The sequence below is a fragment of the Gordonia sp. UCD-TK1 genome (assembly GCF_001691435.1).
GTDB lineage: Bacteria > Actinomycetota > Actinomycetes > Mycobacteriales > Mycobacteriaceae > Gordonia > Gordonia hongkongensis.
Window position 1 is genome coordinate 34,756 of record NZ_LZMP01000014.1, and the last position, 21,972, is coordinate 56,727.

The window sequence follows — 21,972 nt, forward strand, 5'->3', positions numbered from 1 at the left end:
ACCTCGACACCGTGACGAACTGGAAAGATGTTCGTGAAATCGTGTGAAAAGACCATTGCGGGCGCAATTCCTCCGATTTCGCCCCGCACGATCACAACTTCGCGAAGGGCGACATGGAATCTCACCCGGTAGGTATCGAGAAGGTCGAGCTCGGTCTCGACACGTTCGGGGACATCACCGCCGAACCCGACGGCACATTGCGCTCGGGGTCGCAGACCCTGCGCGATCTGCTCGAGCAGGCCATCCTCGCCGACACGGTCGGCGTCGACTTCCTCGGTGTCGGTGAGCATCACCGGGACGACTACGCGGTGTCGGCACCCGAGGTCGTACTCGGCGCCATCGCGGCGCGCACCACCCGGATGCGTCTCGGTTCGGCCGTCACCGTCCTGAGTTCCGATGATCCGATCCGCGTGTTCCAGCGGTTCTCGACAGTCGATGCGTTGTCGTCGGGTCGTGCCGAGGTGATCCTCGGGCGCGGGTCGTTCACCGAGTCGTTTCCGCTGTTCGGTTTCGACCTCTCCGATTACGAGGAACTGTTCAGCGACAAGCTGGCCCTGTTCGCCGAACTGCGCACCGGCCGACCGGTCTCCTGGTCGGGTTCCACGCGCAGTCCTCTGCAGTCCCAGACGGTCTACCCCGAACTCGAGAACCCGCCCCTGCCGACGTGGATCGCGGTCGGCGGCAGCCCGGAGTCGGTGGTACGTGCCGCGTCGTACGGTCTGCCGCTCATGCTCGCGATCATCGGCGGCGACCCACTGCGCTTCAAGCCGTACGTCGATCTCTATCACCGCGCCCTGCGCGAGATGGACAAACCGCTGATGCCCGTCGGCGTGCACTCACCGGGACATGTCGCCGACACCGACGCGCAGGCACGCGACGACCTGTGGCCGCACTACCGCGAGTACGTCGGGCGCATCGGTCGCGAACGCGGCTGGCCGCCGCCGACCCGCATCGAGTTCGAGCGGTCGACCGGACCCGGCGGCTCGCTCTACGTCGGGTCGCCCGACACCGTCGCCCGCAAGATCGCGTCGACCGTCCAAGCACTGGGACTGAGCCGATTCGACCTGAAGTACTCGCACGGGACACTCGGCCACGCCGAGCTCATGCGCAGTGTCGAGCTCTATGGGACGCAGGTCATCCCGCGGGTGCGCGAACTGCTCAGCGTCGGGTCAGGGTGAGCTGGAAGTCGCCCGCGGGATCGGTCCACGCCGACACGACGGACAGTCCGGCCGACTCGAGTTCTTCCGCGAGCGCCCCCGGCTGGAACTTGGTGCTGATCTCGGTGTGGATCTCGGTTCCCGCGGGCACCCGCCACGATCGGCCCAGCACACCGAAGTACGCGTCGACGTCCCGCCGGGCGCGAAGCCACATCTCGACGCGGTGCTCGCCCGGATTCCAGCGGGCGATGTGTTCGAAGTCGTCGGCGTAGAGCCCGCGAGCGTCGAGGCCGGCACGGAGCACCTCGATCATGTTCCGGTTGAAATCGGCGGTCACACCGGCACTGTCGTCGTAGGCGGCGACGAGCCGCCCGGTGTCCTTGACGAGGTCGGTACCGAGGAGGAAGTAGTCACCCGGAGACAACGAGCCGACCATCGAACGATAGAACTCCGCGCGCGCAGCAGGATCGAAGTTGCCAATCGTGCCACCGAGGAACACCGCGAGGCGCGGGCCGTCGGCGGGCGGGAGATCCAGGTCGGGCTCGGTGAAGTCGGCGACCACGGGGACGACGTCGATCCCGGGATAGTCGACGGCGAGCACTTCGGCTGTCGTCGTGAGCATCTCGGTGCTGACGTCGACGGGGACGTAGGTCGGACGCTCACCGTCGGCGGCCGCGTCCACGAAGGCGTCGAGCAGCAGACGCGTCTTGGTCGATGTGCCCGAGCCCAGTTCGACGATGACGTCGGCACGGGTCGTCGAGGCGATCTCGGCCGACCGCGCGCGCAGGATCGCGGTCTCGCGGCGGGTGGGATAGTACTCGGGCAGACGGGTGATCTCGTCGAAGAGCTTGCTGCCGCGCTCGTCGTACAACCACTTCGTCGGGAGGACCGGCGGTTGCTGCCACAATCCCGAGAGTGCGTCTGCGGCAAGGCCCCCGATGGCCGTCTCCCCGGTGGTCGCCGTCACCGGGGTGTCGCTGTCGAGGCTCATCGGGCCAGCCGGAGTCCCGAGAAGACCCAGCGCGACGGCGCCGGGAAGAAGTTCCGGTACGTCAGTCGTTCGTGACCCACAGGCGTCACCGCGCTCGCCCCGCGCAGCACATGCTGGTCGGACATGAACTTGCCGTTGTATTCACCCACCGCGCCGTTGGCGGGCACGAAGCCGGGATAGGGCAGGTACGCACTGGCCGTCCACTCCCACACATCCCCGATCATCGCCGCACCGACGCGGCCGGGATGACATCGGTCCGGGTCGAGCAGGGCCCCGCGCTCGGTACCCAGTGAGCCGGCAGCGATCTCCCACTCGAATTCGGTGGGCAGCCGGGCCCCCGCCCAGCGGGCGTAGGCGTCGGCCTCGTAGAACGAGACGTGCAGGACGGGCTCGTCGGGCACGATCCGCCGCCGGCCGGACAGGGTGTACGTCGTCCAGTCCGACGGGTCGGTGGAGCGCGCACCCGTTTCGTCGCGCCAGTATCCCGGTGCGTCCCATCCGGTCTGGCGGATGGTCGCCCACCCGTCGGACAACCAGAATTCGGCGCGCCGGTAACCGTCGTCGGCCATGAACTCCAGCCAGTCGGCGTTGGTGACCGCGCGGTCGGCTATCTCGAAGTCCTCGAGATACACCCGGTGCCGGGGGCCCTCGTTGTCGTAGGAGAATCCGCTGCCCAACGCGCCGATCTCGTTGACGCCGCCCTCGAACTGCCGCCAGCCCAACGCTTTCGCGATGCCCGGTTCGTCGGGTTCGCGATCGATGTACACCGGCCCGAACGTATTGGTGGAGAAGAGATGCTTGATGTCCATGAGCAGCAGCTCTTGGTGCTGCTGTTCGTGATTGAAGCCGAGTTCGACGAGTTCGAGTGCGGCCTCGTCGAGGTCGCCGCGCTCGAGGAGATCCACCATCGCGGCGTCGACATGCTCGCGGTAGCGGGTCACATCGCGGACACCCGGCCGCGTGACGAGACCGCGATCAGGTCGTGGATGCCGTTCTCCCACAGCCTCGTAGTAGCTGTTGAACAGGTACCGGAACGTGTCGTCGTAGACCTTGTACGCGGGGTCACGCCGCAGGATGAACTCCTCGAAGAACCAGGTGACGTGCGCCCGGTGCCATTTCGCCGGGCTCGCCTCGGTCATCGACTGCGGTGTCTGGTCCTCGGGCGAAAGCCGTTCGGACAGCGTGTCGGTCAGGGCGCGGACGTCGAGGTAGCGACGCGCGACATCGGTGACGACACCGTTCGCCGGCGGGCTCTCGGCGGACCGGGTGTCTGTGGACTGGGGACGAACCGACGGTTCGGTGATGCTCACTGGATAACCTCCCGTGGCAAAGCCTGGAGCGGCCGGCGACGACTTCGCCGATCTCCGCATCCATCGTCATGACGCTTGCCGTTCCTGTCAACGCACAGGCTCTTATCGGCCTCGACGTGTCGTCGTCAACTCGGGGTTGACGCGATCGACTCGTCAACCTACGGTTGACGCATGCCCCAGAATTCAGTCACCATCCGTCTCGACGACCTGATCCATGCCATCCGCAAGGTCCACGACGACCCGCTGGACCAACTCTCCGACGCGGTGGTCGCCGCGCAGCACCTGGGCGACATCGCCGACAGCCTGATCGGTCACTTCGTCGACCAGGCCCGCCGCTCGGGAGCATCGTGGACCGCGATCGGCACCAGCATGGGCGTGAGCAAACAGGCCGCTCAAAAGCGGTTCGTCGACCGCGTGTCGTCCGCGGGCGAGAACGATGCACCCGGCGCGGACAACCCGTTCTCGCGTTTCACGCCCCGGGCCGCGAACGTACTGATGGCCGCGAACGCGGCAGCGGCCGCGGGCCGTGCCGAGCACGTGACCCCGGCCCACATCGCGCAGGCCCTCACGGCCGAACCGAAGTCCCTCGTGTTCCATGTGCTGCGGGACTCCGGCGTCGACGCCGACGCCTGGCGTGCGGCCATCGCGCCGCTGCTCCCGGCACCGCGGGACATCGCCGACGACGAAGCAACGAGCGTGGTGCCCTACGACGACGCGTCGAAGTCGGTCTTGGAGTCGACTGTCGGCGCCGCCCTCGATCTCGGGCACAACTACATCGGCACGGAGCATCTCCTGCTCGGCTTCTTCGCCGATGGCACGCTTGCCGAGGCGATGAGCGGGCTGGGCCTCACGGCCGATGCCGTCCGCTCGACCATCGTCGCGACGCTGGCGCAGGTATTGGAGCAGCCCGGCGCCGGGAGCGAAGCGAGCGGGCCGAATCAAACCGGCGCCGGGAGCGAAGCGAGCGGGCCGAATCAAACCGGCGCCGGGAGCGAAGCGAGCGGGCCGGGTCAGACCGACTAGTCCGAATCGGAGATGTAGTGCACCGCAGCCTCTTCCGCGGAGGCCCCGGCGCCGTCGATCCCGGCGTCCTCGGCGACGGCGTCCGACTCGGTGTCGATACCAGATCCGGCATCCGGGGCGATGAGACGTCCGGCGCGGCGGTCGCCGACCTCGTCGTCTTCCTCGAACTCCTCGTCACGGTCGGAATCGTGTGCGCGCCAATCGGTCCGCGCACGTTCCTCGGCAGTGATCTCGTCGAGCGGATCGACCGCTCCGACGTCGGGCTCCTCCTCGGCCAGCCGCTCGTCGAGCGTCTCGCCCTCGGCCTGTTCCCGGGAGGTCAGCCCGTGGACGGCACCCTTGGGGACATAGTCGGGCGGTGAGTACCCCTCGTCGAGGACGTCGTCGACGCCGCGGTCGTCCAGAGTGTCCTCCGGCTGCAGTTGGTCGTCCTCGTCCAGGCTGTACTCGCCGTCCGAACCCTCCGGGGTGCTACCGATGTCGTCCTTCATCCTTGCCACGATGCCAGCCCGCCGGGAGTCCCGCCAGGACGACCCGACGGCGCGACGTGGCCGACCGCTGTCGGTCGCGCTCACCCGGTTCGGCCGAATCGCCGGTGCCGTCGTGCCGGATCGGCGACAATGTCGAGGGTGATCGAGGAAATGCAGGCCGAGGCCCGGGCGCTGCTCTCGGCCGGTGAATACGACCACGCGCTGGCCGAGTTCTCCGTGCTCCGCGAGATCAGATCGCGCCGCGAGGGACCGTATTCGGTGATGTACCTGTCCAATCTGCACGACTGCGTCCGCTGCATGTCCCATCTCATGCTGTGGTCCGACGCCAGCCACCTGTGTCGTGAACTGCACGGCAAGTACGTGCGCACGCACGGGCGCGCCGAAGCCGACACGGTCGACGTCGCGAAGCACTGGGCTTGGGCGCTCGTGCACCTGCACGACTATCCGCCGGCCGTCCGGTTGTACCTGCTGACCGCCGACGCGCTCTGGAAGTCCGATCCCGCCCAGGCGCAACGTCTGCTCGGCGCGGCGGTGGTCCATCGGCACGACACCGATCCCCTCGCGCTGATCTCGCCGGGGCTCATCGACGGTGTCGGACTCCGTCACGCCGACGAGGAGCGAGAACTGCTCACGCGCCTGGTCGATAGGTTGGCCGATGGTGGCGGCGCTCCGGCGAGCGCGGCCACCATCGACGGTCTGGCTCTGGTGTGAGCCGTCAGACGACGTCTCGGCGTCGCCGTCGCATGATGTAGCTGTCGGCGCCCATCCGGCCGGCCGACGTGTAGCCGACGGCCAGCAGGCCCGCGATCAGCGCGAGCGGCCACTCGTAACCGCCGTCCATGTTCCAGAACCCGGCGTCCCAGTGCACGAACACGATCGCGCCGATCATGTCGGCGATCAGCAGGGTCGCGACGATCGGCAGCAGCAGTCCGAGGATCAGCAGGATGCCGCCGATCAGCTCGACCCATGTCGCGTAGTACGCGGCGAGCTCTGGGTAGGGGATGTCCATGCCGGCCGGGCCGAATGCCGCCTTGGTGGCGTCCATACCCTGGGTGACCAGCTTCTGCCACCCGTGGGCGATGAAGATGATGCCGAGTATCAGGCGCGCGAGAAACTGCGCCACACTACCGAATCCGCTCATTCCGCACTCCTCGAATCGATCGGGCGGGCCGGCTGTGCCGCCGCCAGGTACTCTCTCAGTGTCCGGGACAGCATCGCCCCGTCGCGGGTGAACAGCCGAATCGAGACGTCACCACCGAACCGCAACCGCTTCGTGACCGGTCGCAGCGCGTCGCCGACGCGACTCGTCGAGGCGCGCCGCCGCACGTCAGCCCGCCGGGGCAGAACGGAGTAGGAGTCGAGAGTGCCGGGAAAGTCTGGGCTGGGTTCACGTGGCAACTCCGGGCAACCCGTGCTGGGGGCACCCGCCGACGTCCTCGACACATATCTGCCCGACAACGGCAATCTGGGCTACCGGATCTCTCGATACGATCTGGAACTCGAGTACAAGGTGTCGAGCAACCGCCTCGAGGGCACCGCGATCCTGACCGCGACGTCGTACGCCGAGCTCAAGCGTTTCACCCTCGACCTGGCGAGCTCGCTGTCGGTGCAACGGGTGTCGGTCAACGACAAGCGCGCCCGCTACTCGCATCGTCGGCACAAGCTGACCATCACCCCCGACACTCCACTCCCCCCGGGCGGGGCGATGACCGTCACCGTCCGGTACCACGGCAGTCCGCATCCGATCCGCGGCCCGTGGGGTGAGGTCGGTTGGGAGGAACTGACCGACGGCTCGCTCTGCGCGAACCAGCCCAACGGGGCGGCGTCGTGGTTCCCCTGTGACGACCACCCGAGCGCCAAGGCGCCGTATCGGATCTCGATCACCACCGACAGCCCGTATCACGCGCTCGCCAACGGCGTCCTGGAGTCCAAGCGGGTCCGCGCCGCGCAGACCACCTGGGTCTACGAGCAGGTGGAACCGATGCCCACCTACCTGGCGTCGATCCAGATCGGTCAGTACAAGCAGATCTCGTTGGCGTCCAAACCGATTCCGGTCTCGGGCCTCGTCCCCTCGCGACTCGAGGAGAACTTCGGGGTCGATTTCGGTCAGCAGACCGAGATGATGGCGGCGTTCGTCGAGATGTTCGGGCCGTATCCGTTCCCGCAGTACACCGTCGTGGTCACCGACGACGAACTCGAGATCCCCATCGAGGCACAGAGTTTCTCCACCTTCGGGGCCAATCACTGCGACGGTAGCCGGCACGCGGAGCGGTTGATCGCCCACGAGCTCGCGCATCAGTGGTTCGGCAACTCGGTGACCGCGGCCCGCTGGCGCGACATCTGGCTCCACGAGGGTTTCGCCTGTTACGCCGAATGGCTGTGGAGTCAGCACTCGGGCGGCCGCAGCGCCGACGAATGGGCGCGTCACTACTACGCGAAACTCGAATCGTCGCCGGTGCGTGTGCCACTCGCCGATCCCGGTCCGCGCAAGATGTTCGACGACTGGATCTACAAACGCGGCGCACTCACCCTGCACGCCCTGCGGCTGACCATCGGTGACGGCGACTTCTTCGCGCTGCTGCAGCGGTGGACCGACAAGTATCGGTACGGCTCGGTGACCACCGAGGACTTCATGGCGCTCGCCGCCACCCACTCGTCGAAACCGCTCAAGGATCTCTGGGACGACTGGCTGTTCACGCCCGAGCTGCCGCCGTTCCCGGGTCCTTCCTGAACCGTTCGATGACGACCGATCCGACGACGCCGGGTCCGGACGCCGGTTCGGCCAGTCCGCCAGGCGACACCGACGCACGGTCACTGGGCCGAGTCACGATGGCGACGATCGTCGCGGCCGCGTCGGGGTATGTCGTCCTGCTCTTGGCGGCCAGGCATCTCGGGGCCGTCGGTTACGGCGTGTTCGCCGTGTTCTGGGCTGCCTACGGCCTGGTGACCGGGGCGCAGAACGGGCAACTGCAGGAGACGACGCGGGCGGTCCGGACCGCCGCATCGGAGGGGCTCGCCCGGTCGCGCCCGTTGCTGGTCAATGCGGGCATCGGGCTCGGCCTGGCCGTTCTGGTCGTCGCGACGTCACCGTTGTGGAGCTCACGGGTGTTCACCGCGGATCGCGGCCTGTCGGTGCTGCTGCTCGCCGTCGGCGTGGCGAGCTTCGCGGTGTACGCGCACCTGTGCGGAGCGTTGTCGGGGCGGCTGGACTGGTCGTCGTTCGCGGTGCTGCTGTCGGTCGACGCGCTGATCCGGCTCGCTGGTGCCGGTGTCGCGGTCGCGGCCGGCTGGGGCGTCACCGCGTTCCTGGTCGTCACCGTCGTCGGGTCGGTGTCGTGGTGCCTGCTGCTCGTGGTGTCGGCCTCGGCCCGCCGTGCCATCGGCGTCGCCGGCGACGTCGCGCCCCGACGTCTGACGGGCAACACCCTGACCGCGATGGCCGCCGCCGCCGCGAGCGCCGTCCTCGTCATGGGTTTTCCCGTTCTCATCAACCTGACCACCGACCTGCGTGGCGGCCCCGACGCCGACGACGTCCGGACTATCGGCGCGCTGATCCTCGCCGTCACCCTGACCCGCGCACCACTACTGGTGCCGCTCAACAGCTTTCAGGGTGTGCTGATCTCGAGGTTCGTCGACCGCCGGGACCACCGCCTCGCCGCGCTGGGTGCTCCCCTCGGGATCATCGCCGCGGTCGGTGGCGTCGGGGTGACGGCCGCGTGGCTGGTGGGCCCGTGGTTGCTGCGATCGGTGTTCGGCGCCGACTTCGATCTCGACGGTGTGGTCGTGGCGATGCTGACGCTCGGCGCGACGTGCCTGGCGCTGCTGACGGTGACCGGCGCCGCSGCGATCGCCGCGGGCGCCCACCGCTGGTACGCGGCCGGATGGTGGGTGTCGACCCTGGTCGCGATCGCGATGTTGTTGCTGCCGCTCGACGTCGCGACCCGGACCTGCGTCGCCCTCGTCGTGGGACCGCTGGTCGGCCTCGGCGTACATCTCGTCGGGGTGCTGCGGGCCTGACCCTTCGTGACGCTCGCAAGCTCGCTCCTCAGGGAGCATGGGGTCGGCTCGCAAGCTCGCTCCTTAGGGAGCAAGGTTTTTCGCCGGCCCTAGCCGCAACACTGAGGTGCGAGGCTGTAGACCCCTGCTCCCTGAGGTGCGAGGAGCGTTAGCGACGAGCCACGAAGGGTTTGGCAACACGTCTCACCAGGCCCTTCGAGGCTCGTCGCTTGCGCTCCTCACACCTCAGGGAGCAGGGGTTATGGGCTTCATTCGGATTAGGGAGCGAACTGAGGCACTCGCTCCGGGCGCATTCGCGGCTAGTCGGCGGACGAACCCCGCAGCCGGCCGAGGCCCGCCCCGACGCGAGCCGAGAGGTGGTTCAGCCTCGACGTCGCGTGCCACCTGGCGGCGCGTGCCGCCTTCGGCCAGCCGTGCGCCTCGCAACGCTGCGCTTCGTCGGCGAAGAATCGGTTCTCCTCGGCGAACCGCCGACCGTCGACGGCCTGCACGGAACTCACCGAGGCGCGGTGCCTGCGGTAGGCGAAGACCACCTCGGGGTCGTAGACCAGTGACCCGCCGGCGCTCGCCAAATCGACGAGGAGTGCGAGATCGAGGACGATCTCGAGTCCGGGCCGGAACCCGACCTCGCGCACGGCGGCGGTCCGCCACAACAGGGACGGAAAGTAGGTCCAGTTGCCGTGGTACAGCGAGGTGGCCAGCTGTTCCCCGGACAGCACGGTCGCCCGCGGCGGCGCGAGAACCGACTTGATCCGGTCACCGAGCGGCGTGACCGGTTGTCCGTTCTCGTCGATGACGTCGACGCCGGGCGCGATGACCGCGGCGTCGGGATGGTGGCGGGCCATCGTACGGACGGTGGCGAGGTAGGCACGGTGCATCACGTCGTCGCACCCCATGACCACGAACCAGTCGGCGGTGACCAGCTCGACGCAGCGCCGGAAGTTCCCGTTCACTCCGAGGTTGGTCTCGTTGCGGAGGTACCGGACCCGGGCGTCACCGAGCGACTCCAGCCAGTGCCGCGGCGTCGGATCCGGGTAGCAGTCGTCGACGACGACGAGCCGGAGGTCCGGGTCGTCTTGGTCGAGCACACTGGTGACGGCTTGCCGGAACTGGGCGACGTCGCCGTAGAACGGCATCATCACGTCGATCGTCACCGCACAAGACTAACCAGGTCCGATCACCACGCGGCCCCCGAGGCGTGCCGGGCGGCAGACCCCGCGCGGAAGCGGGTTAGGGTTGTTGACCATGGCCGACCCCAGTACCAACGCCGACGTGTGGCTGGTGGTACCCGTTTTCAACGAGGGCCAGGTGATCCGCGAGGTGGCGGCCAAGGCCCGCGAGACGTTTCCCAACATCGTCTGCGTCGACGACGGCAGCTCGGACAACTCGGCCGAGGAGATCCGGGCCGCCGGGGTGCATCTGGTTCGGCACCCGGTGAACCTCGGTCAGGGCGCCGCGATCCAGACCGGCGTAGAGTACGCGCGTCGCCGGCCGGGGGCACGGTTCTTCGTGACCTTCGACGCCGACGGACAGCACCGGGTCGACGACGTGTCGGCCATGATCGAGCGCTTACGACGCGAGCCGGTCGACATCATCGTCGGGACCCGCTTCGCCGACGGTCGCAGCGAATCGGTTCCGATCCTGCGCCGGATGGCGTTGCGTACCATCGTGTTCCTGAGCCCGCGCACCCGTCGCCTCGGACTGTCCGACGCGCACAACGGACTTCGGGCGTTCAACAAGACCGTGGCCGATCAGCTCGACCTGCTCATGAGCGGGATGAGCCACGCGTCGGAGTTCATCGCGCTCATCGATCACCACCGGTGGCGGGTGGCCGAACAACCGGTGACGATCCTCTATACCGACTACTCGCGGGCGAAGGGACAGTCGCTGATCAACGGGGTCAACATCGTCGCCGATGGCCTGTTCCACACCCGGATGAGGAAGTGATGCCACGATGATCTGGTTCCAGATCTTCGCGATCCTGGGTCTGGTCGCGCTCGTCGGGTTCTTCGTGGTGAACCGGGGCACGGCCCGCGCGTCGGCAGGCGTGAAGCTGCTGTTCGTCGCGTTCATCGGCTTCGGCCTCTACGCGATGCTGCGGCAGGACGACGTCACATGGGTGGCCAACAAGATCGGCATCCAACGCGGCCTCGACCTGGTCCTGTTCCTTCTGGTCATCGCGTTCGCGTTCACGACGGTGTCGACGTATCTGCGGTTCCGCGACCTGGAGGTCAAGTACGCGCGGCTGGCCCGCGCGATCGCGCTGCAGGACGCGGAGCGCGAGAACCATTCCGGAACGGGCGACTAGCTCCGGACCGTCATCGACTGCGCCGCGGCCCTCGCCGACTCCAGCCGATTGTTCGTACCATCGGCGGCGGAACGGCTTTCGGCCGCGGCCACCTGGAACATGGTGGCGACGATGGAGGCGTACAACACCAGCTCACCGAAGTTGCCTAGCCAGAGAACCGACATGCCCGCGGCCGCGGTGACCAGCATCGTCACCGAGCCGAGCAACAGCCAGAGCGACCGCACCTGACGCCACGCGGTCATCCCGATCGCGACGAGGATCAGCACGGTGCCCAGTGCGGGGACCGGCGGGCCGGCAGCGGCGGCGTTGGCGTACCGCAGCGCATCACCGTCGGTCGCCGGCGTCAGCTCCAGCGCCACGAAGCACTCGACGATCCCGACGACCACCAATGCGGCGACGAGAACGGCCCCGACCACGACCACCGGGCGACTCCACCGCACCCCCAGACGCCAGGCGAGCACGGCCGCGGCGACAACGATCAGCGGAGTCATCAGCCCGTGAATCCAGAAGCGCGGCAGGTTGATCGCGTACAGGAGGTCACCGAAGCCGACCATCCGGCCTACGGCAACTGCCACGTTGTCGAATGTCAGTGCCACGCCGAGCAGGACCACCAACCAGGTGACGGCCCCGCCCGACCGCCTCAGGCGGAACGCACACGCCGTCAACGCGATCATCCCCAGCCCTATCGCGGCCATGATCGCCGAGTTTCCGATCACTCCAGTGAGCATTAGCTCGCCACCTCCCATCGCTCAGCTTACTGAACGATTCGGAGCCGTCACCCTCGCGGACTGCCCTCCCGGACGCAGTTTCGCCAACCCCTTGCGTCTACGTATACATCTACATATAGTTATCGCATGCCCAACAAGACCATCTACGTCTCCGACGAGGACCTCAAAGTCCTCGAACGCGCCCAACAGGTGTCGGGAGGCAATCTCTCCGGCGCAGTCGTCGAGGCACTGCGTGCGTACGTGCGGGCGGCCGACTACCGCGACGCCGGCTACGACGAGGTCGTCCTGCGCGACGGTCCCGACGGAGTGCGTCGTAAACGGTTCTTCGGCAGAGTCCTCGCCGAGGAGACCGAGTACGACGAAACCACCGGCAATGCAACCAAATTGACCGCCTACGAAGGGCGGACCGGAAAGATCGTCCTCGCGGTCCACCACGTCGACTGGGCGAACTACGGGGTGACACATCGCCAGAAGACCGGTAACTGGCTGAAAGATCTGACCGGCGTTCCCAGTGTCCGCAGCCTGTTCACCGCCGACCTACCCGACTGGGGTGACTACCGCGTCGACATCGTCGACTCTCCCGACCAGCTCAAACCGCTTGTCCCCGAACGCTTCTACGCACGTACCGCCGCCGCCCTCCGACCCGAGGTCGAAGACCTGGACGTGTGAACCCCACCCGACCGCACCGCTAGAACCACCGAGTACTTCCCGGCGACGTCCATCAGGGACGGTCGTCTACCCACATATGCATATATGCGCATGAGTTTATTTATTGATCCATCAACCACTGGGAGCACGATCATGACAACAACCGCCATCCGCGCCACCGGACTCACGAAGTCCTTCGGCGACCACACCGTCCTCGACGGTATCGATCTCGACGTACCGGCGGGCACGGTGTTCGCCCTGCTCGGACCCAACGGCTCCGGGAAGACGACCACCGTGAGGATTCTGTCCACGTTGTCGCAACAGGACGCTGGTGAGGTGGAGGTCGCCGGACTCGATCCGCGGACCGACCGCGCCGAGATCTGCGCGCAGATCGGCCTGACCGGGCAGTTCGCCGCCGTCGACACGTTGCTGACCGGGCGGGAGAACCTCACCATGGTCGCCCGCCTGCGACATCTCTCGAAAGCGGCGACCCGCGAACGGGTCGACCGGTTGCTGCGCGACTTCGACCTCACCGACGCCGCGGACCGTCGGGTCGCCGAATACTCCGGCGGTATGACCAGGCGCCTCGACCTGGCCATGACGTTGGTGGGCGAACCGTCGATCATCTTTCTCGACGAGCCGACGACCGGACTCGATCCACGGTCCCGCCGCGCGGTCTGGGACACCGTCCGCGGTCTCGTCGCCGGCGGCACCACCATCTTCCTCACCACGCAGTACCTCGAGGAAGCGGATCACCTCGCGGACCGGATCGCTGTGCTCGACTGCGGCCGCATCGTGGCCGAGGGGACGGCGGCCGAACTGAAGCGTCTCGTGCCGGGCGGATACATCCGGATCGACTTCACGAACGCCGACGACCTCGAACGGGCGCGGTCGCAGTTCCCCTCGGCGGTCGACACCCCGGGCGAGAACACCCTCGCCGTCCCCGGTGGCGCCGGGATCGGCGCTGTCCGCGGCGTGCTCGCCACCCTCGACGACGCCCGGATCGACGCTGCCGGGATCTCGGTCCACACACCGGATCTCGACGACGTCTTCCTCACCATCACCGGCCGCACCGCCGCTACCACCGCCAACTAGGAGAAGTCATGACCACCACGCTCGACCACACCCTGTCCGACTCCGCGGTGATGGTGCGCCGCAACCTGATCCGGCTACGGCGATACCCCACCATGATGTTCTCCACGATTGCGATGCCGGTCGTGATCCTGCTGATGATGACCTATTTCTTCGGCGGTGCCATCGAGAGCGCTTTCGCCGCGGACGGACCGCTAGAAGGCAAGTACATCAACTATCTTCTCCCCGGCCTACTGCTCTTCGTGCCGTCGTTCCTGACGGTGGCGGTTGCGGTCTCGGTCAATCAGGACGTCACCGAGGGCATCATCAATCGGTTGCGATCACTGGCCACTCCGCCGACAGCGATCCTGGCCGGACACTTCGTCGGCGCCCTCATCCAAGGTGTGGTCGCGGTCTGCTTCCTGCTCGCGGTCGCGTTCGCGATGGGCTTCCGTGCCGACGCAAGCCTTCTCGACTGGTTCGCGGCCGGCGGATTGCTCCTGCTACTGACCGCCGGCCTCGTGTGGATCGCGGTTGCCATGGGCGTCGTCGCGCCGAATCCGGAGAGTGCGAGCAACATGCCGCTGCCGCTGCTGTTCCTGCCCTATCTGGGCAGTGGGCTGGTCCCGACCGACAGCATGCCCAACGGTGTCCGCCAGTTCGCCGAGTACCAGCCGTTCAGTCCCATCGCCGACACGCTGCGCGGACTCCTCATGGGTCTCGACATCAGTGATCGCTGGCCGTGGGCGCTGGGATGGTGCGTGGTGTTCCTGGTGGTCGGCTACTTCTGGGCGGTCACCGCGTTTCGGCGATCCACTACCGGCTGACGCTCCCCGCCCCGCGACGTGTACGGCTCGCGCCGTGCACGTTTCGGCGTTCGCGCCTCAATCCCGCAGCGAACCCAGGAAGTCGGCCACCTCGTCGTGGTTCGGCAGCAGACCCGACTCACGCGCCTCGGTGAGCCCCGGTGCCGCGGTGTCCTTCGGCGAGAGTTCGAACTCCAGCGGTGAACCGTTCCGGGCGTGCGTCGGCCATTCGATACCCAGTTCCGGATCGAGCGGGTTGATGCCGTGTTCACCCGTCGGGTTGTATCCGGTGGAGCAGAGGTAGGTCACGGTCGAGTTGTCGGCGAGCGCGCAGAATGCGTGGCCGAGACCCTCGGACAGGTAGACCGCACGACGATCCACGTCGTCGAGCAAGACGGTGTCGTAGGTACAGAAAGTGGGTGAGCCGACGCGGATGTCGACGATGACGTCGAGAATCGCGCCGGTGGGGCAGGTGACGTATTTCGCCTGTCCGGGCGGGACGTCGGCGAAGTGCACGCCGCGCAGCACGCCGGCCGCGGACACCGAGAGGTTCACCTGCGCGAGGTCGAAGCGGTGGCCGATGGTCTCGGCGATCACGTCGGCCTTGAACGCCTCGGCGAACAACCCACGGGCATCGCCGTGTTGGACCGGGGTGAACTCCCACGCTCCGTCGATGGCGAGCGGGCGGACCTTCATGCGGACACCTTTCCCAGAGTCGGTCGTCGGATATGCGCCTCGGGGGCGGCGCTTAGAAACCCTTGCCCCGCTGCAACAGTTCGAGCAGGTAGTCACCGTAACCCGACTTGCGGAGTTTGTCGGCACGAGCCCGCAACTCCTCGTCGGAGAGATAGCCTTGCCGCCACGCGATCTCTTCTGGGACAGCGATTTTGAGCCCCTGGCGTTGTTCGACGGTGCGGACGAAGTTGCCGGCGTCGAGGAGGCTGTCGAACGTGCCGGTGTCGAGCCACGCCGTGCCGCGCGGCAGGACGGTGACCGACAGTTTGCCGCGGTCGAGGTAGTGGGCGTTGACGTCGGTGATCTCGTACTCGCCGCGGGAGCTGGGGCGCAGATTGCGGGCGATGTCGACGACATCGTTGTCGTAGAAGTACAGACCGGGCACCGCGAAGTTCGACTTCGGTTGTGCCGGTTTCTCTTCCAGCGAGATAGCGGTGCCGTCGGCATCGAAGTCGACCACGCCGTAGGCCTCCGGGTTGGCGACCCAGTAGGCGAACACCGCACCGCCGTCGACGTTCTCGAAACCCTGCAACCGGCTGCCGAGTCCGGGGCCGTAGAAGATGTTGTCGCCGAGGACGAGAGCCACCGAGTCTGTACCGATGTGGTCGGCGCCGAGGACAAAGGCCTGCGCGAGTCCGTCCGGGGATGGCTGGGTCTTGTAGGTGAGGTCGATGCCGAACTGGTCGCCGTTGCCGAGCAGGTTCTCGAAGGCCGGGGCGTCGTGCGGGGTGGTGATGATCAGGATGTCGCGGATCCCGGCCAGCATGAGCGTCGAGAGCGGGTAATAGATCATCGGCTTGTCGTAGACCGGGACGAGTTGCTTGCTCACCCCCTGCGTGATGGGGTGCAGCCGCGTGCCCGTACCGCCGGCCAGGATGATCCCTTTCATGGCGATCAGGGTAATGCCCGCGACGGCACGCGAGTCGCACCGCTGCGCTCACCCGAGGCGAGCAGGTCGGCTCCTCGGTAGAGTGACTGCGACCATCGACCTCGACGAAAGGCGCCGCGCGTGCGTGTTCTCGTGACCGGGGGTGCCGGGTTCATCGGCGCCAACTTCGTGCTGCGCACACTGGCCACCCGCCCCGACGTCTCGATCCGGGTCCTGGACAAACTGACCTACGCCGCCAACCCCGACACCCTCGCCCCGGTCGCCGATCGCGTCGAACTCGTCGAGGGCGACATCACCGACGCCGCCCTGGTCGGCCGACTCGTCGCCGACGCAGACCTCGTCGTGCACTTCGCCGCCGAATCCCACAACGACAACTCCCTGGCCGACCCGTCGGCGTTCGTCTCCACCAACCTCGTGGGCACCTACACCCTGCTCGAAGCCGTCCGCGCCCACCAGGTGCGCTACCACCACATCAGCACCGACGAGGTCTACGGCGACCTCGATCTCGACGACCCCGCCCGCTTCACCGAACAGACCGCCTACAACCCGTCGAGCCCCTACTCCTCGACCAAAGCCGGCAGCGACCTGCTCGTGCGCGCCTGGGTCCGCTCCTTCGGCGTGGCCGCCACCATCTCCAACTGCTCCAACAACTACGGCCCGTACCAGCACATCGAGAAGTTCATCCCCCGCCAGATCACCAACGTGCTCTCCGGGGTGCGCCCCAAGCTCTACGGCGACGGCCGCAACGTCCGGGACTGGATCCACGTCGACGACCACAACGACGCCGTGTGGACCATCATCGACCGCGGCCAGATCGGCGAGACCTACCTCATCGGCGCCGACGGCGAGGTCGACAACCGCACCGTGGTGGAAACCATCCTCGAACTCCTCGACCAGCCCGCCGACGCCTTCGACTTCGTCACCGACCGCCCCGGCCACGACCGCCGCTACGCCATCGACTCCACCCGCCTGCGCACCGAACTCGGCTGGACCCCCAACTACCTCGACTTCCGCGCCGGCCTCGCCGCCACCATCGACTGGTACCGCGACCACCCCGGCTGGTGGCAACCCGCCAAAGAAGCCGTCGAACAGAAGTACGCCACCACCGAACGCGTCACCGGCTGACCGGCACCTCCGCTGATCGAGCCGGCCCTCCACTAATTGACCCGCCCCCTCCGCTGGTTAAGCCGGCCCCTCCGCTGGTTGACCCGCCCCCCGCTGGTTGAGCCGGCCCTCCCGCTGGTTGAGCCGGCCCTCCCGCTGGTTGACCCGCCACTCCCCTGGTTGAGCCGCCACTCCGCTGGTTGACCTGGCCCCTCCGCTAATTAATTAGCCCCTCCGCTGGTGACCCGGCCCCTCCACTGGTTGACCCGCACCCTCCGCTGGTTGAGCCGGCCCCGAGCGAAGCGAGGCGCCGAGTCGAAGCCACCTGGTGACCTCCATGCAGTCCACTTGGCCCATTCCCAGGGTCGCCGCTTACGGTGGTCGTCATGCGCGTACTCGTGAGCGGAGGAGCGGGCTACATCGGCTCGCACACCGTCATCCAATTGGTCTCGGCCGGACACGACGTCGTCATCGTCGACGATTTCAGCAACGCCAAGCCGGCCGTCGTCGGCCGGCTCGAGGCACTGACCGACCGTTCCATCCCCGTCCACGCCTTCGACCTCGCCGACGTCGACAAGACCGAACACTTCTTCGCCCACGAGGACATCGACGCGGTCATCCACTTCGCGGGGTTCAAGGCGGTAGGCGAGTCGGTGGCCAAGCCGCTCGACTATTACCAGAACAACCTCGGCACCACGTTCGCCCTGCTCCGCGCGATGGAGCGCCACGACGTGCACACGCTGGTGTTCTCGTCGTCGGCAACGGTCTACGGCGCCGAGCCACAGTTGCCGATGACCGAGGACCTACCCACGTCGGCGACCAACCCGTACGGCTGGACCAAGGTGATGATCGAGCAGATCCTGCGCGATGTCGCCGCCAGTTCGGACGTGTGGCGCATCGCGGCACTGCGGTACTTCAATCCGGTGGGCGCGCATCCGAGCGGGCAGATCGGCGAGGACCCGTCGGGCATTCCGAACAACCTGATGCCGTTCGTCGCGCAGGTCGCGGTCGGCCGGCGCGAGAAGCTGGCGGTCTTCGGCAACGACTACGACACCCCCGACGGCACCGGCGTGCGCGACTACATCCACGTCGACGACCTGGCCGCCGGCCACGTCGCGGCCCTCGACCGCATCAGCACCGGCGAGACCGGCATGTCGACCTGGAATCTCGGTACGGGGCAAGGTGTTTCCGTCTTGGAGGTCGTGCACGCGTTCGAGAAGGCCAGTGGGCGCCCCATCCCCTACGAGGTCGCCCCGCGGCGGGCCGGCGACATCGCCGCGTCCTACGCCGATCCGACCCGGGCGAACGACGACCTGAACTGGCACGCCGCCAAGACAATCGACGACATGTGCGCCGACACCTGGCGCTGGCAGTCGGGCAACCCGAAGGGCTACCCGGACGCCTGACTCGAACCGGCAGGTCCTCGGGCCGGCGCGTGCGGATCGTCGGGATCGACGATCGAGTCGGTGACCCAGCCGATGTAGCGCCGCGCCGAACTGTCCACCACGTCCCGGGCGTTCTCGGCCACGACGACACCGAACGCGTCGTAGAGCCGGTCGAACCGAAGTTCGTTCACCCGGTCGACGATGTGGCGGACGAGCCGCGGTGACAGCGGGATCATGTTCGGGTAGCTGCGCATGAAGGTCACCATGCCGGGTTGCATCACGCCCTTGATGGTGTCGCCGGTCAGCACCGCACCCCGGCCGTCGGCGGCGTCGGGAAGGTGTAGCACCGCGCTGCCGGGGAAATGACCGCCGCACTGGACGAGTCGCACCCCGCCGAGGACTTCGGTGGTGTCCGACCAGAAGCGCACGACGGGGTCGGGTCGGGTGACCCATCGCCGGTCGGAGTCGTTGTAGTACACCGGAACTCGACCGAATCGATGACTGAGCGAGACGCTCGCGCCCACCAGATGGGGGTGACTCGCGGCGATGGCGGCGACCCCGCCGTGCTGCTCCAGCCAGTCGACGAGGGACGGCCCGAGGAAACCCGGCGGTTCCCAGAGGATGTTCCCGTCGGGAGTCGTGACGAGCAGGGCACGCTGCCCGATCCCGACGGAGGGCTGCACCGACAGCGCGGTCAGACCGGGCTCCAGTTCGTGGGCGGTCAGCGCGTTGTCGGCGGTCTCGTCGAGGCGGGTCCAGCTGGGCCCGCTGACCGGAAGCCACTGCCGGTCGTCGTCGCAGATCGGGCACATCGCGGGCGGCGTCTCGCCCGGCGGGAACTCGTTGGCGCAGAACACACACATCCAGGGCCGCATGTCCCGACGCTAGCCCGTGCCCGTGCGTCGAACGGGGTGAATCGCCGCTCCGCTCCGTAAGGAGCGAGACGCGGCCCCACTGCTCCCGAGGAGCGAGACGCGGCCCCACTGCTCCCTAATCCTAAAGAAGCGACCCCATTGCTCCCTGAGGTGTGAGGAGCGATAGCGACGAGCCACGAAGGGCCTGGTGAGACACGTTGCGGAGCCCTTCGTGGCTCGCTTCGCTCGCACCTCAGGGAGCATGAGTTCAGTCGCCCAGGATTGGTCTTTCGTGGCCCACGACCGCCGGGCCGCAGTTACTGAGGAGCGGAGACACTCAGGGCGCGGGCGGCGGCGGGTAGACGAGGTCGTTGACGCGGTAGACCACCGCGTCGCCGCGGCGGAACACCTCGGTCAATCCGGGAGCGCCGTTCTGACGCAACGCCAGGAAGGGGTCGCCCTGGTGACCACGGGCGGGGTCGGGCATGCCGCGCTGGAACTCCCAGTAACTCGGCGGCGAGTCGATCACGTAGTGCACGTTCATGTCTCGCACGATCTGGTCGATGTCCGGGTCGGCGCCGATCTCCGACACACCCCAGAACAGGTCGCGCTGCCGCTCGGAGAACTCGTTGGCCCGGTAGAAGGGGAACATCGGGGTGACCCCGGTGACCGGGTACAGCCAGCCGGTGCCCTGGTCGAGGTTGTTGAGGACGAGGACGTCCTGGGCGTCGGGTTGCGCGGCGAGCCACTCGTAGGCGGCGAGATCGTCGGGCCCGACATACTTGCCGCCCCGCTCCTTCGACGCGATCTGCGCGTTCGGCGGATAACGCACGACGGCGGCGCCGGCGATCAGCCCCAGCAACACCACGTATGTCGCGGCCACCACCCAGCGCGCCTTCCCCGAAGTCGCCTCGGCCTTCTCCTGACCGTCGGCCGGTTCCGACGCCACGCGGCGTCGGACCAGACCTGCGACGCCGAGCGCGAGAACCCCGATCGCGACGCCGGCCGCCGCGGCCGAGAGGATCGCGACCACGAACGTGAGCCGGTGGGGTGAGTTGTAGAAGTAGCCGCCGATCGCCCCGAGCGGGTACGACAGCGGCCCTAGGGACACCATCGCGTTGGCGGTCACCAGGGCGAACACGAACCATGCGACCAGTCCGGCCCAGCATCGCAGCCGTACGAGCGCGATCAGCCCGAGCAGGGTGACGACGATCAGCGGCCACACCGGGAAGTGGTCGAGCTCAAGCGGGATCGTCCCGTTGAACGCGCCCTTGACGAGCCCGTCGAGGACGCCGATCGTCTCCTCACGGAAGTCGAAGAACGGGAGTTCGTTGGTGTCGGCGACCCGGATGGTGCCCAGGATGACGGGTGCGATGAGGACCAGCGTCACCACCGCCGTGACGGCCAGCGTCGCGAGATCGCGCAGGCGACCGGCGACCGGACGCCACAGACCCTCGCACAGCCACCAGAGGCCGACGATCACGCCGACGACGATCAGGCCGGAGGGGTGGGTGGCGGTCACACCGGCCACGGCCAGCGCGGCCGGCAGCACACGCGATCTGTCCGACACCACGCTCATCACGAGTACGGCGGCGACCGGCGCCAGGCTCACGCCGACCGCGTTCGGCACCGAGGTCAGCTGGACCTCGACGTAGGGCAGGGACGGGAACAGCGCGCTCAGCGCACCCGCGGTACCGGCGATGAGAGCCGACGAGTCGACGTCGTAGCGGTGCCGCGCGAACCAGTAGGCCAGCGACGCGACACCGAGCGGAACGGTGATCGCCAGCACGGCGGGCGAATACGTGTTGTAGAGCTCGACCGGGTCGGCACCGGTCAGCGGGAACAGCAACGCACCCAGCGCATGCCAGGTGTTCGGGTAGTAGTTGAACCCCTGGGTGTCGTAGTTCATCAGCTCGCCCATCCTCATGGCCGAGCCGACGCCCGTCTCGTGGATCCAGCGCAGCGAACTGGCGTGCCACAACGAATCCCACACCTGCGAGATGTTGCCGAGACCGGCGAATGCGGTCGTCGCGATCGGCCGGATACAGGTGACGGCGATGACGAGTCCACCGAGTCCGAGCCCGGCGGCGACGCGCACCATCGCGGTCCGTCCCACGCGGGATTCGCCGTCGGCGTCGGGTACCGGCGCCAGCCGCTGACCCCACCGGGTGAGCAGCAGTGCCGAGTAGACCCAGGCACCGCCGACCGCGAAGACCAGACCCACCAGGGCCGAGACGGCATTCCACTCGAAGCCGACGACGGAGTACAGCACCGTCAGGATCGAGACCAGGGCGAACGTGATGGGTGGACCGGCGGCCAGCGCGACCGGCCACGGGAGGTTCATCCGTCGGCCGACGAACGAGCCGGGCAGGATGAGCACGAGCGCGGTCACGACGACGACCCATGCTCCCAGCATCATCGTCTGCGCCTTTCCACACTCACCCGCTGCACTCCC

General features: G+C 67.6%; 22 protein-coding genes. 12 read left to right on the plus strand and 10 right to left on the minus strand.

Annotated features, from left to right (window positions below):
• The first annotated feature begins 113 nt into the window (after window positions 1-113).
• Window positions 114-1,178, plus strand: a complete 1,065-nt coding sequence (locus A9310_RS10125; protein ID WP_065630489.1) for an LLM class flavin-dependent oxidoreductase — start codon at window positions 114-116, stop codon at window positions 1,176-1,178.
• Here the strand turns inward: A9310_RS10125 and egtD are convergent.
• Window positions 1,159-2,148, minus strand: a complete 990-nt coding sequence (egtD, locus tag A9310_RS10130; protein ID WP_065630490.1) for an L-histidine N(alpha)-methyltransferase — start codon at window positions 2,146-2,148, stop codon at window positions 1,159-1,161. The two genes, A9310_RS10125 and egtD, sit on opposite strands and share 20 nt — an antisense overlap.
• Complete coding sequence (gene egtB, locus A9310_RS10135; RefSeq protein WP_065630491.1) at window positions 2,145-3,458, minus strand: ergothioneine biosynthesis protein EgtB; 1,314 nt, start codon at window positions 3,456-3,458, stop codon at window positions 2,145-2,147. Before egtB ends, egtD begins: the two co-directional genes overlap by 4 nt.
• 171 nt (window positions 3,459-3,629) lie before the next feature.
• Here egtB and A9310_RS10140 point away from each other — a divergent pair, with 171 nt between their 5' ends.
• Window positions 3,630-4,481, plus strand: a complete 852-nt coding sequence (locus A9310_RS10140; RefSeq protein ID WP_083207332.1) for a Clp protease N-terminal domain-containing protein — start codon at window positions 3,630-3,632, stop codon at window positions 4,479-4,481.
• On the opposite strand, the gene A9310_RS10145 is transcribed toward A9310_RS10140, so the two are convergent.
• The gene (locus A9310_RS10145; protein ID WP_065630492.1) at window positions 4,478-4,972 is read right to left on the minus strand and encodes a DUF5709 domain-containing protein; all 495 of its coding nucleotides are present in this window, start codon (window positions 4,970-4,972) and stop codon (window positions 4,478-4,480) included. The genes A9310_RS10140 and A9310_RS10145 overlap by 4 nt on opposite strands.
• A 129-nt stretch (window positions 4,973-5,101) precedes the next feature.
• On the opposite strand from A9310_RS10145, the gene A9310_RS10150 reads away from it, so the two are divergent.
• Window positions 5,102-5,683 carry a hypothetical protein gene (locus A9310_RS10150; RefSeq protein ID WP_175401114.1) on the plus strand — a complete coding sequence of 194 codons (582 nt, stop codon included), beginning with the start codon at window positions 5,102-5,104 and terminating at the stop codon, window positions 5,681-5,683.
• Between the two features lie 4 nt (window positions 5,684-5,687).
• Here A9310_RS10150 and A9310_RS10155 read toward each other — a convergent pair whose 3' ends face one another.
• A complete protein-coding gene (locus tag A9310_RS10155) occupies window positions 5,688-6,113 on the minus strand; it encodes a DoxX family protein (protein ID WP_058251379.1) in 426 nt (141 codons plus the stop codon).
• 222 nt (window positions 6,114-6,335) lie between these two features.
• Between A9310_RS10155 and A9310_RS10165 the strand changes: the two genes are divergently transcribed.
• Together A9310_RS10165 and A9310_RS10170 are read left to right on the plus strand one after the other, a co-directional pair.
• Window positions 6,336-7,703, plus strand: a complete 1,368-nt coding sequence (locus A9310_RS10165) for a M1 family metallopeptidase (RefSeq protein ID WP_065630494.1) — start codon at window positions 6,336-6,338, stop codon at window positions 7,701-7,703.
• Window positions 7,704-7,711: 8 nt separating this feature from the next.
• Window positions 7,712-8,989, plus strand: a complete 1,278-nt coding sequence (locus A9310_RS10170) for a polysaccharide biosynthesis protein (protein ID WP_065630495.1) — start codon at window positions 7,712-7,714, stop codon at window positions 8,987-8,989.
• A 299-nt stretch (window positions 8,990-9,288) separates the two neighbouring features.
• Here A9310_RS10170 and A9310_RS10175 read toward each other — a convergent pair whose 3' ends face one another.
• Window positions 9,289-10,143, minus strand: coding sequence for a glycosyltransferase family 2 protein (locus A9310_RS10175; protein ID WP_065630496.1), 855 nt, complete (start codon window positions 10,141-10,143; stop codon window positions 9,289-9,291).
• A 91-nt stretch (window positions 10,144-10,234) separates the two neighbouring features.
• On the opposite strand from A9310_RS10175, the gene A9310_RS10180 reads away from it, so the two are divergent.
• Both A9310_RS10180 and A9310_RS10185 read left to right on the plus strand, forming a co-directional pair.
• Entirely contained in the window at window positions 10,235-10,936 is a 702-nt protein-coding gene (locus A9310_RS10180; protein ID WP_065630497.1) for a glycosyltransferase family 2 protein, read from the plus strand.
• Between the two features lie 7 nt (window positions 10,937-10,943).
• On the plus strand, window positions 10,944-11,297 hold the full coding sequence (locus A9310_RS10185) for a DUF2304 domain-containing protein (RefSeq protein WP_065630498.1): 354 nt from the start codon (window positions 10,944-10,946) through the stop codon (window positions 11,295-11,297).
• Here A9310_RS10185 and A9310_RS10190 read toward each other — a convergent pair.
• Window positions 11,294-12,025 (minus strand): hypothetical protein, encoded by a 732-nt coding sequence (locus A9310_RS10190; protein WP_254661218.1) that lies wholly within the window; start codon window positions 12,023-12,025, stop codon window positions 11,294-11,296. The genes A9310_RS10185 and A9310_RS10190 overlap by 4 nt on opposite strands.
• A gap of 126 nt (window positions 12,026-12,151) precedes the next feature.
• Between A9310_RS10190 and A9310_RS10195 the strand changes: the two genes are divergently transcribed.
• The 3 genes from A9310_RS10195 to A9310_RS10205 all read left to right on the plus strand — a co-directional run bounded on the left by A9310_RS10195 (window position 12,152) and on the right by A9310_RS10205 (window position 14,571).
• Window positions 12,152-12,694, plus strand: a complete 543-nt coding sequence (locus A9310_RS10195) for an EXLDI protein (protein WP_065630500.1) — start codon at window positions 12,152-12,154, stop codon at window positions 12,692-12,694.
• Between the two features lie 132 nt (window positions 12,695-12,826).
• Window positions 12,827-13,768, plus strand: coding sequence for an ABC transporter ATP-binding protein (locus A9310_RS10200; RefSeq protein ID WP_065630501.1), 942 nt, complete (start codon window positions 12,827-12,829; stop codon window positions 13,766-13,768).
• 8 nt (window positions 13,769-13,776) lie between these two features.
• Window positions 13,777-14,571 carry an ABC transporter permease gene (locus tag A9310_RS10205; protein WP_065630502.1) on the plus strand — a complete coding sequence of 265 codons (795 nt, stop codon included), beginning with the start codon at window positions 13,777-13,779 and terminating at the stop codon, window positions 14,569-14,571.
• A gap of 57 nt (window positions 14,572-14,628) precedes the next feature.
• Here A9310_RS10205 and A9310_RS10210 read toward each other — a convergent pair whose 3' ends face one another.
• Together A9310_RS10210 and rfbA are read right to left on the minus strand one after the other, a co-directional pair.
• Window positions 14,629-15,246: a dTDP-4-dehydrorhamnose 3,5-epimerase family protein gene (locus A9310_RS10210; RefSeq protein ID WP_065630503.1), complete on the minus strand. Its 618-nt coding sequence runs from the start codon at window positions 15,244-15,246 to the stop codon at window positions 14,629-14,631.
• Window positions 15,247-15,298: 52 nt separating this feature from the next.
• Window positions 15,299-16,174 (minus strand): glucose-1-phosphate thymidylyltransferase RfbA, encoded by an 876-nt coding sequence (gene rfbA / locus A9310_RS10215; RefSeq protein WP_065630504.1) that lies wholly within the window; start codon window positions 16,172-16,174, stop codon window positions 15,299-15,301.
• A gap of 120 nt (window positions 16,175-16,294) precedes the next feature.
• On the opposite strand from rfbA, the gene rfbB reads away from it, so the two are divergent.
• Together rfbB and galE are read left to right on the plus strand one after the other, a co-directional pair.
• The gene (gene rfbB / locus A9310_RS10220; RefSeq protein ID WP_065630505.1) at window positions 16,295-17,299 is read left to right on the plus strand and encodes a dTDP-glucose 4,6-dehydratase; all 1,005 of its coding nucleotides are present in this window, start codon (window positions 16,295-16,297) and stop codon (window positions 17,297-17,299) included.
• A 365-nt stretch (window positions 17,300-17,664) separates the two neighbouring features.
• Window positions 17,665-18,684 (plus strand): UDP-glucose 4-epimerase GalE, encoded by a 1,020-nt coding sequence (galE, locus tag A9310_RS10225; protein ID WP_065630506.1) that lies wholly within the window; start codon window positions 17,665-17,667, stop codon window positions 18,682-18,684.
• On the opposite strand, the gene A9310_RS10230 is transcribed toward galE, so the two are convergent.
• Together A9310_RS10230 and A9310_RS10235 are read right to left on the minus strand one after the other, a co-directional pair.
• Window positions 18,669-19,538, minus strand: coding sequence for a hydrolase (locus A9310_RS10230; protein ID WP_065630507.1), 870 nt, complete (start codon window positions 19,536-19,538; stop codon window positions 18,669-18,671). The two genes, galE and A9310_RS10230, sit on opposite strands and share 16 nt — an antisense overlap.
• 316 nt (window positions 19,539-19,854) lie before the next feature.
• Entirely contained in the window at window positions 19,855-21,936 is a 2,082-nt protein-coding gene (locus tag A9310_RS10235; RefSeq protein ID WP_065630508.1) for a DUF6541 family protein, read from the minus strand.
• Window positions 21,937-21,972: the final 36 nt, after the last annotated feature.